Source organism: Rhizobacter sp. J219 (genome assembly GCF_024700055.1).
Lineage (GTDB): Bacteria > Pseudomonadota > Gammaproteobacteria > Burkholderiales > Burkholderiaceae_C > Rhizobacter.
In genome coordinates this window covers 476,070-493,088 of record NZ_JAJOND010000001.1, presented here as the reverse complement: position 1 = coordinate 493,088, position 17,019 = coordinate 476,070, and the positions used below count along the sequence as shown (strand labels likewise).

Sequence of the window (17,019 nt, the reverse complement as noted above, 5' to 3'; positions counted from 1 at the left end):
CATCCGGTTCAGAACACAGGAGACAACCATGCACAACCCGACCAAGCGGGCCGCGCTATCGCGCCTGGTCATCGGCATTGCCGCTGCCTCTGCCGCCTTTGGCGCGCAGGCCCAGGCCACCACGACGCTGACGGTGGCCTCGTTCCCGAGCTTCGACCTCGCGGTCAAGGCCGCCATCCCGCTCTACAAGAAGGTCAACCCCAACGTGGAGATCAAGCTCGTGAGCCTGGCCTTCATGGACCACCACACCGCGATGACCACCGCGCTCGCGGCCGGCGGCAACGTGCCCGACGTGATGGGCGTCGAGCTGAGCTTCATCGGCCGGCTCGTCGAGTCCAAGGGCCTCGAAGACCTGGGCAAGGCACCGTACAACGGCAACGCGCTCACGCCGAAGTTTGCCAAGTTCACCGTGCCGCTCGCGATGAGCGGCTCGGGCACGCTCGCCGCCATCCCGGCCGACATCGGCCCGGGCGCGCTCTTCTACCGCAAGGACATGATGGACAAGGCCGGCGTCACCGAAGCCGACCTCACCAAGAGCTGGGAGTCGTACATCGAGGCCGGCAAGAAGGTGAAGGCCGCGACCGGCGCCTACCTGATGGCCGACGCGGTCGACATCAAGGACATCTACATCCGCTCGGGGCTCAAGGCCGGCGAAGGCATCTACTTCGACAAGAAGGGCCAGCCTCTCATCAACACACCGCGCTTCCAGAAGGGCTTCGAGCTGGCCAAGGCCGCGCGCAATGCGGGCATCGACGCCAAGGTGAAGGCCTGGTCGCCCGAGTGGGGCGAAGGCTTCAAGCGCGACAAGGTGGCGTCGCAAATGATGGGCGCCTGGCTCGGCGGCCACCTGAGCAACTGGCTCGCACCCGATTCCAAGGGCCAGTGGCGCTCGGCGCAACTGCCCAACGGCGCGTTCGCCTCGTGGGGCGGCTCGTTCTACGCCATTCCGCAGAAGGCGCAGAACAAGGCCGCAGCCTGGGAGTTCATCAAGTTCATGACGACCAACAAGGACATGCAGATCGAGGCCTTCCGCAAGCTCGATGCGTTCCCGGCGCTGATCGAGGCGCAGTCCGACCCGTTCGTCAACGAGCCCATCGAGTACTTCGGCGGCCAGAAGGCGCGGCAACTCTGGAAGGTCTCGGCCGACAAGATCCAGGCCATCGCGGTCGACAAGTACGACCCGGTCGCCAACGAGATCGTCAACGCCGAGTCTCGACAAGGTGCTGGAGCAGAACAAGGACATCAAGCTCGCGCTGGCCGATGCGCAAGCCGCGATCAAGAAGCGCGTGCGCCGCTGATCGCCTTCTGAGGAGTAGCGCATGTACCTCGGCATCGACCTCGGCACCTCGGAGGTCAAGCTCGTGCTGCTCGCCACGAGCGGCAGCATCGTCGCGCAGGCCGGCGTGAAGCTCGGCATCTCGCGGCCGCACCCGGGCTGGAGCGAGCAGGCGCCGGCCGACTGGTGGGCCGCCACCCAGTCGGCGGTGACCCAGCTGCGCCAGCGGGCGCCGCAGGCCTGGAGCGCGGTGCGTGCCATCGGGCTCTCGGGCCAGATGCACGGGGCGGTGCTGCTCGATGCGATCGGCGAGGTATTGCGGCCGGCGATCCTCTGGAACGACGTGCGATCTGCGCAGCAGTGCGAGGGCCTCACGAGGGCCCTTCCCACCCTGCCGCAGATCGCCGGCAACCTGGCGATGCCGGGCTTCACCGCGCCCAAGCTCGCATGGGTGCGCGAGCACGAGCCGGCCGTCTTCGAGCGTGTGGCCAAGGTGCTGCTGCCCAAGGACTACCTGCGCTTTCGCATGACGGGAGCGTTCGTGAGCGAGATGTCGGACGCGGCGGGGACGCTGTGGCTCGACGTGGCCAGGCGGGCGTGGTCCGACGAGCTGCTCGCCGTCACCGGACTCACCCGCGCGCACATGCCCGAGCTGGTGGAGGGCAGCGCCGTGTCGGCACGCCTCTCGCCCGAGATCGCCGGTGCGTGGGGCTTGCCGACCTCGGTGGTCGTGGCGGGTGGCGGCAGTGACAACGCCGCAAGCGCCGTCGGCATCGGCGCCGTGAAACCGGGTGACGGCTTCCTGTCGCTTGGCACGAGCGGCGTGCTCTTCGTCGTCAACGACCGCTTCCGCCCCAACCCGGCCTCGGCCGTGCACGCCTTCTGCCACGCGCTGCCCGATCGCTGGCACCAGATGGCGGTGATGCTGTCGGCCGCGTCATGCCTGCACTGGGTCACGCAGCTCGTCGGCGCCGAGAACGAGGCCTCGCTGCTCACGCGCACCGAGACCTTGAGCGACGCCGAGCGGGATGCCGCCCCCATCTTCCTGCCCTACCTCTCGGGCGAGCGCACGCCGCACAACGATGCCAAGGCACGCGGCGTGTTCTTCGGCCTGAACCACGACACCGACGCGCGGGCGCTGTGCCACGCCGTGCTCGAAGGCGTGGCCTTCGGCCTGCGAGACGGGCTCGATGCGCTGCGTGCGGCCGGCACCGACGTGAACTCGCTGGCGCTCGTCGGCGGTGGTGCCCGCAGCACGATGTGGGCGCAGCTGCATGCCGACGTGCTGGGCGTCGAAGTGCACACCGTCGACGGCGGCGAAGCCGGCGGCGCGCTCGGCGCGGCACGCCTCGCGTGGCTGGCCGATGGCGGTAACGAGGCCGAGGTGTGCCGCCCACCTGCGCTGCGTCAGAGCTTCACGCCACACGCCTCACGCACCGCTGCGCTCTTCGCGCGGCACCAACGATTCCGCGGCCTCTATGCCGCCACCCGCGATCTTTTCGTGGGTTGAACCCTTCTCTGGAGAAGTACCGATGAGCTACCTGAAGAACATCGCCCCCGTCCGCTACGAGGGCGAGCACAGCACCAACCCCCTCGCATTCCGCTGGTACGACAAGGACCGCGTCGTGCTCGGCAAGCGCATGGAAGACCACCTGCGCTTCGCCGCCTGCTACTGGCACACCTTCTGCTGGAACGGCTTCGACGTCTTCGGCTACGACGGCAGCTTCGAGCGCCCGTGGCACCACATGGCCGACCCGATGGAGGCCGCCCGTGCCAAGGCCGATGTGGCCTTCGAGTTCTTCACCAAGCTCGGGGTGCCCTACTACTGCTTCCACGACCGCGACATCGCCCCCGAGGGCGCCACGCCGCGCGAGAGCGTGGACCGTCTGCGCCGCATGGTCGACGTGCTGGGCGAGCACCAGCAGCGCACCGGCATGAAGCTGCTGTGGGGCACGGCCAACCTCTTCAGCCACCGCCGCTTCATGAGCGGCGCCGCGACCAACCCCGACCCCGAAATATTCGCGATGGCCGCGCTGCAGGTGAAGGAGGCGATGGACGCGACCAAGAAGCTCGACGGCGCCAACTACGTGATGTGGGGCGGTCGCGAAGGCTACGAGACGCTCATCAACACCGACATGAAGCGCGAGCTCGCGCAGCTCGGCCGCTTCCTGTCGATGGCGGTCGACCACAAGCACAAGATCGGGCTCGACGGCCCCATCCTCATCGAGCCCAAGCCGCGCGAGCCGACCAAGCACCAGTACGACTTCGACGTCGCCACCGTGTTCGGCTTCCTCAAGCAGTACGGGCTGGAGAAGGAGGTCAAGGTGAACATCGAGGCCAACCACGCCACGCTCGCCGGCCACAGCTTCGAGCATGAGATCGTGACGGCGCTCACGCTCGGCATCTTCGGCTCGCTCGACATGAACCGCGGTGACATGCAGTGCGGCTGGGACACCGACCAGTTCCCCAACAACGTCCCCGACACCGCGCTCGCGCTGTACTACATCCTGCAGGCTGGCGGCTTCTCGAGCGGCGGCCTGAACTTCGATGCCAAGGTGCGCCGCCAGTCGCTCGATGCGGAAGACCTCTTCCACGGCCACATCGGCGGCATGGACGTGGCGGCCCGTGCGCTGCTGATCGCCGAGAAGATGATCCAGGACGGCGGCCACGCCCGCGCCGTCGCCGAGCGCTACGCCGGCTGGGACGAGCCACTGGGCCGCGAGATCCACGAAGGCAAGTTCGACCTCGCCGCGCTCGCGCAGCGCACGCTCCACCGCAACACCGACGTCGCCCCACGCTCCGGCCGCCAGGAGGCGCTGGAGAACTGGTTCAACAAGTTCGTCTGAACATGAGCACCACGATCCAGAACCCGGTCTTGCCGGGCTTCCACCCTGACCCGTCGATTCTGCGCGTGGGCCGCGATTTCTACATCGCGACCTCCACCTTCGAATGGTGGCCCGCCGTGCGCATCCACCACTCGCGCGACCTGGTGCATTGGCAGCATCTGTCATATGCGTTGACGCGCAAGAGCCAGCTCGACATGCGCGGCAACCCCGACTCGGCCGGCATCTGGGCACCTTGCCTGAGCTACCGCGGCGGGTTGTTCTACATGGTGTTCACCAACGTGCGCAGCAAGCTCGGCGCTTACAAGGACACGCCGAACTACGTGGTGACGGCACCGCACCCGAGCGGCCCGTGGTCAGAGCCGGTCTACCTGCACAGCCGTGGCTTCGACGCCTCGATGTTCCACGACGACGATGGCCGCAGCTGGGTGCTCAGCATGCAGTGGGACCACCGGCCTGGGCACAACGCCTTCCACGGCATCCTGCTGCAGGAGTACGACCACGACCGCCGCTGCGTCACCGGCCCGGTGAAGAACATCTTCCCCGGCACCTCGCTCGGCGTGGTCGAAGGCCCGCACCTCTACAAGCGCGATGGCTGGTACGTGCTGCTCACGGCCGAGGGCGGCACCTTCTACGAACACGCGGTGACGATCGCGCGCTCGCGCAGCATCGATGGGCCCTACGAGCTGAGCCCACATCACCCGCTGCTCACCGCGTGGCGCAAGTCACCCGCGGGCCTGCAGCGCGCCGGCCATGCAAGCCTCGTCGACACGCCAGAGGGCGAGTGGTACATGGCTCACCTGTGCGGCCGACCACTGGAATGGCGCGAGCACCCGCCCGCCTCGCCGCCCGAGGCCTACGAAGGCCTGCACTGCAACCTCGGCCGCGAGACCGCCCTGCAGCGCATCGAGTGGACCGCCGACGGTTGGCCGCGCCTTGCGCACGGCGACAACGCACCGCGCACCGACGTACCCGCGCCCAGGCTCCCGGCCGCGCCGGTGGAACGAGAGCCGGTGCGCGACGACTTCTCCTCCACCACCTTGAGCGGCCACTGGAACACGCTGCGCGAACCGGCCGATGCGAGCTGGCTGTCGCTCGGCGCACGGCCTGGCCACCTGCGCCTGGTCGGCCGCTGCTCGCTGATGTCGACCTTCGACCAGAGCCTCATCGCGCGGCGTCAGCAGCACTTCGATTGCGAAGCGGAGACGGTGGTCGAGTTCGAGCCGGTGGTGTTCCAGCAGATGGCGGGTCTTGTCGCCTACTACAACACCCAGAACCACGCCTACCTGCACCTCACGCACGACGACGAGCGCGGCGGGCGTGTGCTGCGCCTGTCGGTCAACGACCACGGCAAGCTGCGCGAAGCCGCAGCGCCCATCGCGGTCGGCGAGGCCAAGCGCGTGTGGCTCAAGCTGCATTTCGAAGGCGAGGCCCTGCGCTTCTCGTACGCGCTGGCCGAAGGCGACTGGCGACCCATTGGCGAGACGCTGCGTGCGGCCATCCTGTCGGACGAACACGCCACGCGGTTCGAGGAAGGCTTCCCGCGCAGCTTCGGCTTCACCGGCAACTACATCGGCCTCGCCTGCCAGGACCTGAGCGGCTCAGACCTGCACGCCGACTTCGGGTATTTCGACTACGTGCCGGGTTGACCCGAGGCAAGGCTCAAGCTGCAAGCGCCTCGTCGACCATCGCCGGCAGGCCGGCGAGGTCGCTCTGCAGCTGGGCGGACATGCCCTCGGGTGGGTCGCGCAGCACGTCTTGCGCGAGAAAGACTTCCGTGCCCCCGGTCGGGGCCTGCTTCAGGTAGACCGTGAGCAGGAGGTTGGGCTTCGCGCCTTCGCTGGCCATCACCACCGGCGTGCCGCCCTGGGACGACTCGAGCACCAGCATGTAGCGCGACTCACCTGTCAGCTCGTTGAGCGTCTGCGGCAGGCAGGCCAGCACATGCATACCGTGGCGCTGCGCACTGGCCTCGATGCGTTGAACCGTTTCGGAGACGCCAAAGCGGCTGACCTTCGTGAGCTTGAGGCGCTCGTCGTCGCTTGCAAAACTTCTGCCACCACTGACTGCTGCGACCATGATCGCGACACCGCTGGTCATCCAGAAGCGAAACGGTTTCTTCATCAGAAAGCTCCTTTTGCGCTCGGGAGCGCCGACGTTACGACTGCTTCAAACCGTCGGTCAAGGCACTGCAAAGCGAAGAAACGTAAAAGCACTCGGGTGCTTCCCGCAGTCATGTGATGACGCACTGCGGCATGCGTTCCCGAAGCCTGACGCCGATGTGTGACAACACGTTGACCCCTCAGCTTCCGTGGGGGCTTGCGGGTCATTTCGTGCCGAAGATCTTGTCGCCTGCGTCACCGAGGCCGGGGATGATGTAGCCCAACTCATTGAGGTGGCTGTCGACCGCGGCCGTCCAGCAGCGCACATCGGGATGCGATTTTTGCAGCGCGGCAATGCCCTCGGGTGCGGCCACCAGCACGAGGGCGCGCACGTCGGTGCAGCCGCGTCGCTTGAGCAGATCGATGGTCGCGATCATCGATCCGGCGGTCGCGAGCATGGGGTCGACGATGAGCGCGGTGCGCTCATCGAGATGGCCGACGAACTTCTCGAAGTAGTGCTCCGGCTGCAGCGTCTCGTGGTTGCGCGAGAGCCCCACCACGCTGATCTTGGCGCTCGGGATCATGTCGAGCACGCCGTCGACCATGCCAAGCCCCGCGCGCAGGATGGGCACCACGGTGACCTTGCGGCCCTTCACCTGGTCGATCTCGACCGGGCCGCTCCAGCATTCGATGGTCGTCTTCTCCAGCGGGAAATCGGCAGTCGCCTCATAGGCCAGCAGTCGCGCCAGCTCGTGCGTCAGCTCGCGGAACTTCTTGGTGGAGATGTCGGCCTCGCGCAGCAGGCCGATCTTGTGCTTCACGAGGGGGTGCTTGACGTCGATGACAGGCATGAGCTTCTCTCTCTAGACGGTTGGCCCGGATTGCAGCAACGAAGGCAAGATCCGCGCCGCAGTGCCGCGCAGCAGCAGGTGGGCCTCGTCGTCGATCTCGCTCGGCTCAGGGTTCACGATGATGACCTTGGCGCCGGCTCGCCGGGCGATGTGGGCCAGGCCCGCAGCCGGGTAGACGGCGCCCGAGGTGCCAACGACGAGCATCGCATCGCAACTGCGCGCCAGCAGCTCGGCCCGCGAGAGCGCCTCGGCCGGCAGCATCTCGCCGAACCACACCACGCCGGGGCGCAGCATGTTTCCGCAGGCGATGCAGCGCGGCGGACTGCCGGGCTCGACGCGGCTCATGTCGCACGGCCGGCAGCGGCCGGCGTCGAGCCAGAGGTCTTGCAGGATGTCGCCGTGCAGACGGATCACGTCGCGGCTTCCCGCGCGCTGGTGAAGGTCGTCGACGTTCTGCGTCACGACCGTCACGCGGCCACGATGCGCCTTCTCGAATTGCGCAAGCGCCACGTGTCCGGCATTGGGCTGCGCGCGCTGCACGCCTTTGCGGCGTGAGGCATACCAGTCCCACACCAGCGAGGGGTTGGCGCGGAAGCCCTCGGGGCTGGCGAGCTGTGCCGGGTCGAACTTCGCCCAGAGGCCCGTCTGCGCATCGCGGAAGGTGGCGATGCCGCTCTCGGCCGACATGCCCGCACCGGTCAGCACCGCGAGCGTGCCTGCGCCGTGCACGAGCGCACGCGCCTCGCGAAGCAGGGGCGCAGGCTCGTCGTTCATGCCTTCGCTTCGCGCTGGCGAAGCGCTTCGTACAGGCACACGCCGGACGCCACCGAGACGTTGAGGCTTTCCACCGCCCCCTTCATCGGCAGGCGCACCAGCTCGTCGCAGGTCTTGCCGGTGAGCTGGCGCATGCCGGTGCCCTCGGCGCCGAGCACCAGCGCCACCGGGCCACTGAGGTCGATGTCGTAGAGCGACTTCTCGGCCGCATCCGACGTGCCGATGACGCGGATGTCGCGCTCCTTCAACTCACCGAGCGTGCGCGCAAGGTTGGTGACCATGAAGTACGGCACCGTCTCGGCCGCACCGCTCGCCACCTTGGCGACCGTCGCGTTGATGCCGACCGCGTGGTCCTTGGGCGCGATCACCGCATGGGCACCGGCGCCGTCGGCCACGCGCAGGCAGGCGCCGAGGTTGTGCGGGTCGGTGATGCCGTCGAGCACCAGCAAGAGCGGCGGGCCTTCCACCGCGTCGAGCGTGTCATCGAGCGAGTGGCTCTTCGCCACCACGCTCACGCGTGCCACCACACCCTGATGGCGATGGGTGCCGCAGAGCTTGTGCAGCCGGTCGTCGTCGCTCTCGATGATGCGCACGCCGGCCTCCGTGGCGCGCTCGACGAACTGGCGCATGCGCTGGTCGCGCCGCGTCGCGTCGACATGGATCTCGCTGATCGAGGAAGCGGCCGTCTTCAGGCGCACCGTGACGGCGTGGAAGCCGAACAGAATCGAAGTCTTGCTGGTCATGCGGCGATGGTATCCGTGCCGCGCCGCGGTCCTACGACCCGCAGGGTCGTGGCACTACGCAGGAGAAAGTCCGAACACGCTGCAGGGTGTGAGGCCGCTAGCATCGCGGCAGACCGCATGGCGGGTCCACCGGGCGAAGGCGCCTCTCACGGATATCGCGGACTTCTGATGCCAGGTTCAAGCCGTCGAAGACTGCAGCGACGAGAACGTCGCCCTGTCGGCCGGTCCGTCGACATGATCAAGGCCCTGCTGGAAGCCGCCGCCGCGGGCGACGTCGAGGCGCTCGACCGGTGGATCGCCGCCGGCGCAGACATCGATGGCGCGGACGAGAGCGCCGGGCGCACCCCCTTGATCGCGGCCGCAGCCGCCGGACACCGGCACGCCTGCCGGCTCCTCGTCGACCGGGGCGCTGCGCTGGACCTCCTCGACCGCCACGGCGGCGAAACGGCGCTCGGCTGGGCGGCCTGCATGGGACATCACGAGATCGTCGAGCTGCTGATCGAGGCCGGCGCGCACCTCGACCTGACCGAGAGTCCCTTCCAGTACTCGCCCCTGATGCACGCTGCCATCAACGGCCACAGCGCAACCGTCACCGCCCTGATCGCCGGCGGCGCCGACCTTCATCGCAAAACCGCGTGTGGGCACAACGCCCTGTCGCTGGCCGAGAAAAACGGCTACGACGGCCTGAGCACCCTGCTGCGCCGCTTCGGTGCCCGGTGGCCTTCGCAGCGGGACGAACAGGCTGCGTAGTCATACGCAGCCGGCATACGCGCTCATCCCACCGTAAAGGCGGTCTCAAGCTTGAAGCGCAACACCAGCGATGTGGTTGAGCTGGAGTTGATCGAAGACTTCGTTGGGGGTGAGGAAGCCGAGGATAGCGCGAGGCCTGTTGTTCAGGGAGTTCTCGATGGCGGTGAGCTGAGCCTGAGTGACGGTGCTCAGATCCATGCCTTTGGGCAGGTACTCGCGGATGAGGCCATTGGCGTTTTCGTTGGATCCGCGCTGCCATGGGCTGTGCGGGTCACAGAAGAAGATGTCCATGTGCAGCCGCTTGGCCAGCGTTTCGTGCTGAGCCATCTCGCTGCCTTGGTCATAGGTGAGGGTCTTGCGCAGGCTGGGCGGCAAGCGACGTAGCCGCTTGGTGAAGCCCTCGAGCACAGAAGTGGAGCCGAAGTCATCGAGCTTGACCAGCATGACGCGACGACTGATGCGCTCCACGAGGGTGCCGATGGCAGAGGCGTTGCGAGCGCCCTTCATGAGATCGCCCTCCCAGTGCCCAGGCGTGATGCGGGCGGCGACCTCGGGCGGGCGCAGGGCGATGGAAGTCATATTGGGCAAGGTGGTTCGCTTGGAGCCTCGGGCTCGGGGCATGCGGCCAGCCCGGCTCCTGCGAAGCATCTTGATCAGCTCCGTGCGCAATGTGCCACGAGGCTGGGCGTAGATGGCGCAATAGATGGTCTCGTGGGAGACGTAGTCAGGGTGTTTCATGATCTTGAGCCTGCCGGCGATCTGCTGCGGAGACAGGCGCAGGCGCATGCCGGCCTTGACCAAGCGCCACAGGCGACTACTCCCAGAGGGGCACAGCTTGCGGCGCAGCCGGCCAGCTCGCTTGCGAGCGGCGACACAGGCACGCTGGCCGAAGAGTGCGACGTAGCGATCGAATCCGTAGACCTTGGCACGCTTGACCTCGCGAGAGACGGTGGACGGGCTGACGCCCAATACTCTAGCGGCGGAGCGCTGGCTGTGGCCCAGGATGAGCAGGGCGTCTAGAGCAAGCCGATTGGCTTCTGTGAGATGGCTGTATTGAGTTCCCATGTGCAGCACCTTAAGGTACGGGTGTTGCACTTCAAATCTGAGACTGCCAAAGGCCATAACACGCAAAGTGCGGGGCAAGCCCTAGGATCCGCGCCATGAGACAGACAGCGACCAACTTCCCCGGCTTGCTCGTGCCGACACCGCTCGGATTCGAAGGACTGGTGCTCTACGAAGGCCGCGACATCAGGATCCACATCGATCTCGACGGCTCGACGGAAACCTCGTCGCTGGAGCTGGCGCGAAAGATCGCGGGCGACCTCGCGCGCCTGGACAAGAAATGCCTTCGCCTGATTGCCGACGAGTCGTTCAGTTCGTACCACGTCACCTGGCGGGCCGGCGACGGCGCGCCGAACCCTGCGACTCTGAGCGCCACCCTCCAGCGCTCGGGGCCGGGTTCGCGCGAATTCGCCGGCAGTTTCAAGCTCACCTCCATCGAGGTGACCGGGCACGACACCTCGTCGCTCCAATACGAATGCGGCGACGTGCCTCGGGGCGCGAGCGTGATGGTCACGGCGTTCGAAGGGGCGGCCTTCGAAGCCCCCTTTGTCGACCTGTATCACTAGGGCATGTTGGCCCGTCGTCCATCAGGGTTCAGCCCATCTCGTCCATGGAAACCAGAGTTCAAGATGCCGACCTGCGATCAGCTTCCAACAGCCGACCCATGGGCATGAACGTACCCACAACCCGCGTGTTCGTGGTGGACCGGCGAAGCCTGGTCCGAGAGGCCCTCCGTGCACGGCTCTGCATGTCTCCCGCGTTCCAGGTGATCGGTGACGCGGGTTCGCTGGAGCAGATGCTGCGGACACCCCACGATGGCATGGAGGTCCTGATCACCGACATCGGCCCGGAGGAAGCTCGGCACCCTCGCGCTTCAAGACGTGGTGCGGCAGATCCAGCCGGCTGCGATGCTGGTGTTGAGCTGGGACAGCGCGCCCGCCCTCGCGGCACAGGCGATGAAGGCCGGCGCCAAGGGCTTCATGCTCAAGGATGCACCCACCGCTCAACTGCTGGAAGCGGTGATGATCGTGGCCGCCGGCGGCATGTGCATCGGCGCCGGCATCTCGGGCGCGTCGTTCCAGGCGGCCCCGACCCTCCACTCATTGTCGCGGCGGGAGCGCGAGATCCTCGCGCTCGTCGGCCAGGGTGTTCCCAGCAAGCTGATCGCCCAGCAGTTGCAGCTGAGCCTTCGCACGATCGAATCGCACCGGCAGAACATCAAGAAGAAACTCAACCTGAAGACACAGGCCGCGATGATCAGGTTCGCCGTCGAGCACGGCAGCGAGACGGCGCTGCCGACGCCCGACCCTCAGGCTAACGAGTACGTGCTGCTGCGCAGAGCGCCTGCGTAGTGCGACGGTAGTCGCTCCGTGCATCTGTGCCGACACTTCGCGCACCACTGAACGGCGTTGCCGTGCGCACGCACATGACCCAGGGAGCGGCATGCACAGACCGAAGATCGTGATCGTTCCGGACTACGGCGGTGCCGGCAAGGACCACTGGCTTGAGCACTGGCGTTCGAATCACCCGGACGCCATGCGGTTCGCCGAGCACGACCCCCGCGACCCCACCTGCAAGGCCTGGGTTCGTGGCATCGAAGACGCGGTGGCCAGCGCCGGGCCACGCACCTCCCTGGTCGCGCACGGGCTGGGCTGCCTGGCGGTGGCGCACTGGGCAGCAACGACCCACCGCTGCATCGACGCGGCGATGTTGATCTCCGTCCCCGACGTCGACGCCACCGGCCGCATTCCGGCGCAGGCCACGGGTTTCCTCCCGGTGCCGCGGAAGGCGTTGCCCTTCCACACTCTGATGGTGGCGGCCGAAACTGATGGCGACTACCAGCACGCGATCGCCCATGCGAACGACTGGGACGCGACCCTCGTGCTGGTGGGGTCCATCTCCCACGAAACCCGTCCCGGAACACGCCACACCTGGGACGAAGGCCTCAACCTGCTGTGGAATCTCGTGGACATGCAACTCGTGACCTAGCCTCCGCTGTCCCCCCGGCGTCACGAGGCAGGCTCGCCACCGTGCGCTTTTTCACGCCGCTGTGCCGATGGCTTTCGGTACTTGTACGGAAATCCACCGGCCGGAGATCAAGCCAGGCGGCTGATCACCGATAAGCGAATTGTCAGCCGTTGATTCACCTAAGGAGATCGTTATGAATCAGAAGCGCTTGTTCCTTTCGACCGTGCTCGCGCTGGGCTTGTACGGGTCACACGCCTTTGCACTCGCCCAGAGTTCGAAGGAAGATGCGAAAGCCATGGTGGACGCAGCCGTCGAGCACGTGAAGAAGGTGGGCCCGGAAAAGGCCTTCAAGGACTTCACCAGCGATGCGGCGTGGAAGAAGAAGGACCTGTACGTCATGGCCTATGACAACAAGGGGAACGTCGTCGGCCACGGTGCCAACGAGAAGCTCATCGGCAAGAACCTGATCGAGATGAAGGACCCGAATGGCGTGATGGTGGTGGCCGAACTCACCAAGACGGCGACCACGAAGGGCGAAGGCTGGGTCGACTATTCGTGGCCGCATCCGCAGACGAAGAAGCTCGAAGACAAGTCCACCTACGTGCGCAAGCTCTCGAACTTCGACGGCTGGGTCGGCGTAGGCATCTATCGCTGACCCGACGCGCCCACCGCGGCACCGGGCATTGGAGACATCCGCATGAAACTTCTGCGCAATGCCAGCATTGGCGTGAAAGTGGCCGTGGCCCCGGTGTTTGCCATCCTGTGCGTCATCGTCGTGGCGGCGGTGGGCCTGTGGGGCAGCTTGAACGGGTCGCGCGCCCTCTCCGAGATCCACAAGGCGCGCATGCCCGGCCTGGCCGCGGCCGGCGAGCTGGAGCGGCGCATCTCCGCGCTCAACGCCAAGCTCAACCGCAGCCTGGTGTGGGAAGGCGCCGGCGTCAAGGCCGCGACCATCGCGACACTCGACAAGGAAATCGCGGCCGACTTCGAAGGGCTGGGCAAGTTCATCGCGGACCAGCAGGCGAGCGCCTTCTGGTCCGAGAAGGACCGCAGCATCTGGAAGGGCATCGACGCCGAGTTCGCCAAGTTCCGCAAGAGCGCCGCCGACACACTGGACGTCAAGTCGACCGGCCTCGGAGCGGCCTCCGGCTTGATCACCCTCACGGAGTCGAGCTTCAAGCAGCTCAACCAGTTGATCGACAACCTGGTCTCCGCGCAGCGCGACCTCACCGCATCGACCGTGGCATCGGCCGAGCAGGTGGCGGCGGGCAACCAGATCGCCACGGTGGTCACGGTCCTTGTGGCCGTCGGCCTGTCGGGCCTGGCCACCTGGTGGTGCTGGCGCCTCATCGTGACGCCGCTGGTCCAGGCCTCGAACATCGCGTCGGCCGTTGCGCAGGGGAACCTGCAGACGCCCGCGGTCGAGCCATCTTCCGACGAGACGGGCCGCCTGCTGGGGGCGCTGTGCGAGGTGACCAACTCGCTCAACCGGATCGTCGGCGGCATCCGCGGCGCAGCGGGTGCGATCAATTCCGTGTCGGACGAGATCGCACACGGCAACAAGAACCTCGCGGCACGTACCGAGCAGGCCGGCTCGGCCCTGGCGGAAACGGCCGCCTCCATCGAGCAGATCACGGCATCGGTGCAGATGAGCGCCGCCAACGCCAAGGAGGCTGACACGATGGCCCAGCAGGCCGCCCGGTTTGCCCGTGACGGTGGCGATGTGGTCAAGGCCGCCGTCGCGAGCATCGAAGAGATCAGCGCGCAGTCGACCCGCATCAGCGAGATCGTGGGCGTCATCGATGGCATTGCGTTCCAGACCAACATCCTGGCGCTCAACGCGTCGGTCGAAGCGGCACGGGCGGGCGACCTCGGGCGAGGCTTCGCCGTCGTGGCCGACGAGGTGCGCACGCTCGCACAGCGCAGCGCCAAGGCCGCCAAGGAGATTCGTGAACTCATCGGCAGCTCGGTGGCGAAGATCGGCGACGGGGCCGACAAGGTGCGCACCGCAGGAAGCGCCATGGGGCAGATCGTCGACTCGATCGAGCGCGTGTCGGTCGTGGTCAAGGAGATCTCCTCGGCCAGCGCCGAGCAGGCCGCCGGCATCGAGCAGATCAGCCTGTCGGTCAGTGAGCTGGATCACTCGACCCAGCAGAACGCGGCCATGGTGCAAGAGGCCAGCGGCTCGGCCGAATCGCTGAGGGTCCAGAGCCACGAGCTGATGGCCGCCATCGCGGTCTTTCACACGGCCGATGCCCAGGCTCCAGCGGCAAACGGCGAGGCGGTGCGGCTGTCCGGCGAGGCCGTCACCGTATGAGATGAGCGAGCGCACCCGTGCCCAGGCGAATGCGGCCCCCAGCTGGGCCGCATTCGCGTTCTGCCGTCTGGCGCGCAGTCCTGCCTCACTCCGCGGCAGGCACTCCTGGAGGAAATGGCCATGACCTCGGTGATGCCCCTCAAGACGAAGGTCGTGCTCCTGGCGATCATCCCGCTCCTCGCGTCGATCATCCTGATCGGGCTCACCGTTCGCAGCCAGGAACACACGCTCGCACTTCGACAGCGCGCACTCGTCGAAGAGGCGTACATGCAGTCAAAGCGTGCGGAGCTCCGGCACTACGTGCAGCTGGCCATCAGCACCATCCAGCCGCTGTACGAGTCCGGCCGCGACGATGAGGTGGTGCGGCAGGAGGCCATGCGCGCGCTGGCGGCACTCGACTATGGCCAGGACGGCTACTTCTTCCTCTACGACATGAACGGGAAGAACCTGATGCACGCCCGGCAAAAGGAACTCGTCGGCAAGGACCTCTGGCAGATGCGCGATCCGAGCGGACTGCTCGTCATCCAGGAACTCATCGCCAAGGCCAAGGAAGGCGGCGGCTTCGTGCGCTACATGTGGCAGAAGCCGTCGACCCGCACCGTGACGCCCAAGCTCGGCTACGTGGTGGGTCTCGAACGGTGGCAATGGATGTTCGGCACCGGTCTGTACCTCGACGACATCGACGCGACGCTGCGCGAGCTGGATCGGCAGGTCACGGCCTCGATCGCCGAAACCCTGCTCCTGATGGCCGGCATCGCGCTGCTGGGCATCGCGGTGATCGGCGTGTGCGGCACCATCCTCAACGTCAGCGAGCACAAGATCGCCTACGGCAAGCTGCGCCTGCTCGCCCATCAGGTGGTGCAGTCGCAGGAGGACGAACGGGCCCACCTGTCACGCGAGCTGCACGACGGCACGAGCCAGACGCTCGTCTCCGCGAAGCTGATGCTCGAGTCGGGCATCGAGCAGCTCGAAGCCGAAGGCACCCCGCCGCCCCGCCCCTTCTCGAAAGCCGTGGTCAGGCTCAACGACGCGCTCACGGAAGTGCGGCGGATCTCCCACCGCCTGCGCCCGCTGATGCTCGACACGCTGGGCATCGTGGCGGCGCTGCGGCACCTGGTGGAAGAGTTCAACAACCTCGGCGGAATGGAGTGCTCGATGGTCGTCGAAGGCGAACCGTTCGACCTGCCCGTCGACGTGAAGACCGTGCTCTTCCGGGTCGCCCAGGAAGCGGTGACCAACGCGAGCAAGCACGCCTACGCCACGCACCTGGAGGTGCTGCTGGCGTTCGCCGATGGCGGCGTGCGCCTGTCGGTGCGTGACGATGGCACGGGGTTCGACACCCACGCCGTCCAGCAGCACCCGAGCCAGGGCATCGGACTGCGCAACATGCGCGAGCGACTGCAATCCGTCGGCGGTTCGTGCGAGATCTCGTCTCGCCCGGGCTATACCGCCGTCGACTGCCGCGTGTCGCTGAGTGCACTGAACAAGATAAGAGAAACCGTCGAGGACGAGCAGTGAGCGAGACAACGATCCGGCTATTCATCGTGGACGACCATCCCCTTGTGCGCGAGGGCTTGAAGGCGCGTCTGTCCACCGTTTCAGAGTTCGAGGTGATCGCGGAAGCCTCCGACGCCGAAGAGGCGTTGAAGCTGCTGGAGGTGCTCCAGCCCCACATCGTGCTGATGGACATCGGCATGAAGGCCGTCAACGGGATCGAGCTGACCCGCATCGTGGCGCAGCGCTTCCCCAAGGTGGCGGTGCTCATCCTGAGCATGTACGACAACCCGGAGTACGTGGCGCAGGCCATGCAGGCCGGTGCACGCGGCTACGTGCTGAAGGATTCGCCGTCGTCGCAGATCGTGAGCGCCATCCATTCGGTGGCCGCGGGCGGCACCTTCCTGAGCCCGGCGATCGCCGATGGGCTGTTCTCGCCCAAGAGCCCGGAGCGGACCTTGTCGATGCGCGAACAGGAGATCCTGTCGCTGCTCGCACGAGGCCTGTCGAGCAAGCACATCGCCAAGCAGCTCAACATCAGCGTGCGCACCGTCGAGTCCCATCGACAGAGCATCAAGCGCAAGCTCAACATCGACGGCCAGGCCGAACTCATCAAGTTCGCGGTCGAGCGCTTTCGGATGTAGCCATGCGACGCGCAGGTGTAACAGCTGATCGATCTGCGCAGTTCGGCACGCTCCCGCAGGGCCTTTGCGTGGTTCTACGCAGCCGATTTGCGTGGCACCTACGTTGCCCGGCAACCACCTGTTACTGATACTGCGTCGCATGCCTCGACGAACTCTCAAAGAGGCAAGAGGTGCCCCAAGCACCCAGGTGGAGAA

The 17,019-nt window shown here is 66.6% G+C and carries 17 protein-coding genes; 12 read left to right on the top strand and 5 right to left on the bottom strand.

Annotation, left to right across the window (positions count from 1 at the left end; all coding sequences use genetic code 11):
* Positions 1-28 precede the first annotated feature (28 nt).
* From LRS03_RS02305 to LRS03_RS02290, 4 genes are read left to right on the top strand one after another with little or no spacing between them, the layout of a single operon-like run.
* Positions 29-1,309, top strand: coding sequence for an ABC transporter substrate-binding protein (locus LRS03_RS02305; protein WP_257823675.1), 1,281 nt, complete (start codon positions 29-31; stop codon positions 1,307-1,309).
* 10 nt (positions 1,310-1,319) lie between these two features.
* Positions 1,320-2,786 (top strand): xylulokinase, encoded by a 1,467-nt coding sequence (gene xylB / locus LRS03_RS02300; RefSeq protein ID WP_257823674.1) that lies wholly within the window; start codon positions 1,320-1,322, stop codon positions 2,784-2,786.
* A gap of 22 nt (positions 2,787-2,808) precedes the next feature.
* Positions 2,809-4,122 (top strand): xylose isomerase, encoded by a 1,314-nt coding sequence (gene xylA / locus LRS03_RS02295; RefSeq protein WP_257823673.1) that lies wholly within the window; start codon positions 2,809-2,811, stop codon positions 4,120-4,122.
* 2 nt (positions 4,123-4,124) lie between these two features.
* On the top strand, positions 4,125-5,768 hold the full coding sequence (locus tag LRS03_RS02290) for a glycoside hydrolase family 43 protein (protein WP_257823672.1): 1,644 nt from the start codon (positions 4,125-4,127) through the stop codon (positions 5,766-5,768).
* 13 nt (positions 5,769-5,781) lie between these two features.
* Here LRS03_RS02290 and LRS03_RS02285 read toward each other — a convergent pair whose 3' ends face one another.
* The 4 genes from LRS03_RS02285 to rlmB form a co-directional block, all read right to left on the bottom strand.
* Positions 5,782-6,243: a DUF302 domain-containing protein gene (locus tag LRS03_RS02285; RefSeq protein ID WP_257823671.1), complete on the bottom strand. Its 462-nt coding sequence runs from the start codon at positions 6,241-6,243 to the stop codon at positions 5,782-5,784.
* Positions 6,244-6,445: 202 nt separating this feature from the next.
* Entirely contained in the window at positions 6,446-7,072 is a 627-nt protein-coding gene (gene upp / locus LRS03_RS02280) for a uracil phosphoribosyltransferase (protein ID WP_257823670.1), read from the bottom strand.
* Positions 7,073-7,084: 12 nt separating this feature from the next.
* Positions 7,085-7,846, bottom strand: coding sequence for an SIR2 family NAD-dependent protein deacylase (locus tag LRS03_RS02275; protein ID WP_257823669.1), 762 nt, complete (start codon positions 7,844-7,846; stop codon positions 7,085-7,087).
* Positions 7,843-8,589, bottom strand: coding sequence for a 23S rRNA (guanosine(2251)-2'-O)-methyltransferase RlmB (gene rlmB, locus LRS03_RS02270; RefSeq protein WP_257823668.1), 747 nt, complete (start codon positions 8,587-8,589; stop codon positions 7,843-7,845). Before rlmB ends, LRS03_RS02275 begins: the two co-directional genes overlap by 4 nt.
* Positions 8,590-8,823: 234 nt before the next feature.
* Here rlmB and LRS03_RS02265 point away from each other — a divergent pair, with 234 nt between their 5' ends.
* Positions 8,824-9,339 (top strand): ankyrin repeat domain-containing protein, encoded by a 516-nt coding sequence (locus LRS03_RS02265; protein ID WP_257823667.1) that lies wholly within the window; start codon positions 8,824-8,826, stop codon positions 9,337-9,339.
* A gap of 45 nt (positions 9,340-9,384) precedes the next feature.
* On the opposite strand, the gene LRS03_RS02260 is transcribed toward LRS03_RS02265, so the two are convergent.
* Positions 9,385-10,404 carry an IS30 family transposase gene (locus tag LRS03_RS02260; RefSeq protein ID WP_257829367.1) on the bottom strand — a complete coding sequence of 340 codons (1,020 nt, stop codon included), beginning with the start codon at positions 10,402-10,404 and terminating at the stop codon, positions 9,385-9,387.
* A 95-nt stretch (positions 10,405-10,499) separates the two neighbouring features.
* Between LRS03_RS02260 and LRS03_RS02255 the strand changes: the two genes are divergently transcribed.
* From LRS03_RS02255 to LRS03_RS02225, 7 genes are all read left to right on the top strand, one after another.
* The gene (locus LRS03_RS02255) at positions 10,500-10,967 is read left to right on the top strand and encodes a DUF2262 domain-containing protein (RefSeq protein WP_257823666.1); all 468 of its coding nucleotides are present in this window, start codon (positions 10,500-10,502) and stop codon (positions 10,965-10,967) included.
* Between the two features lie 315 nt (positions 10,968-11,282).
* A complete protein-coding gene (locus LRS03_RS02250; protein WP_257823665.1) occupies positions 11,283-11,753 on the top strand; it encodes a LuxR C-terminal-related transcriptional regulator in 471 nt (156 codons plus the stop codon).
* A gap of 91 nt (positions 11,754-11,844) precedes the next feature.
* Positions 11,845-12,390: an RBBP9/YdeN family alpha/beta hydrolase gene (locus tag LRS03_RS02245; protein ID WP_257823664.1), complete on the top strand. Its 546-nt coding sequence runs from the start codon at positions 11,845-11,847 to the stop codon at positions 12,388-12,390.
* A gap of 172 nt (positions 12,391-12,562) precedes the next feature.
* Positions 12,563-13,024 carry a cache domain-containing protein gene (locus LRS03_RS02240; protein WP_257823663.1) on the top strand — a complete coding sequence of 154 codons (462 nt, stop codon included), beginning with the start codon at positions 12,563-12,565 and terminating at the stop codon, positions 13,022-13,024.
* Between the two features lie 42 nt (positions 13,025-13,066).
* Positions 13,067-14,686, top strand: a complete 1,620-nt coding sequence (locus tag LRS03_RS02235) for a methyl-accepting chemotaxis protein (protein WP_257823662.1) — start codon at positions 13,067-13,069, stop codon at positions 14,684-14,686.
* A gap of 120 nt (positions 14,687-14,806) precedes the next feature.
* Positions 14,807-16,204: a cache domain-containing protein gene (locus LRS03_RS02230; RefSeq protein ID WP_257823661.1), complete on the top strand. Its 1,398-nt coding sequence runs from the start codon at positions 14,807-14,809 to the stop codon at positions 16,202-16,204.
* Complete coding sequence (locus LRS03_RS02225) at positions 16,201-16,824, top strand: response regulator transcription factor (RefSeq protein WP_257823660.1); 624 nt, start codon at positions 16,201-16,203, stop codon at positions 16,822-16,824. The genes LRS03_RS02230 and LRS03_RS02225 overlap by 4 nt, the downstream gene beginning before the upstream one ends.
* The last annotated feature ends 195 nt before the right edge of the window (positions 16,825-17,019 follow it).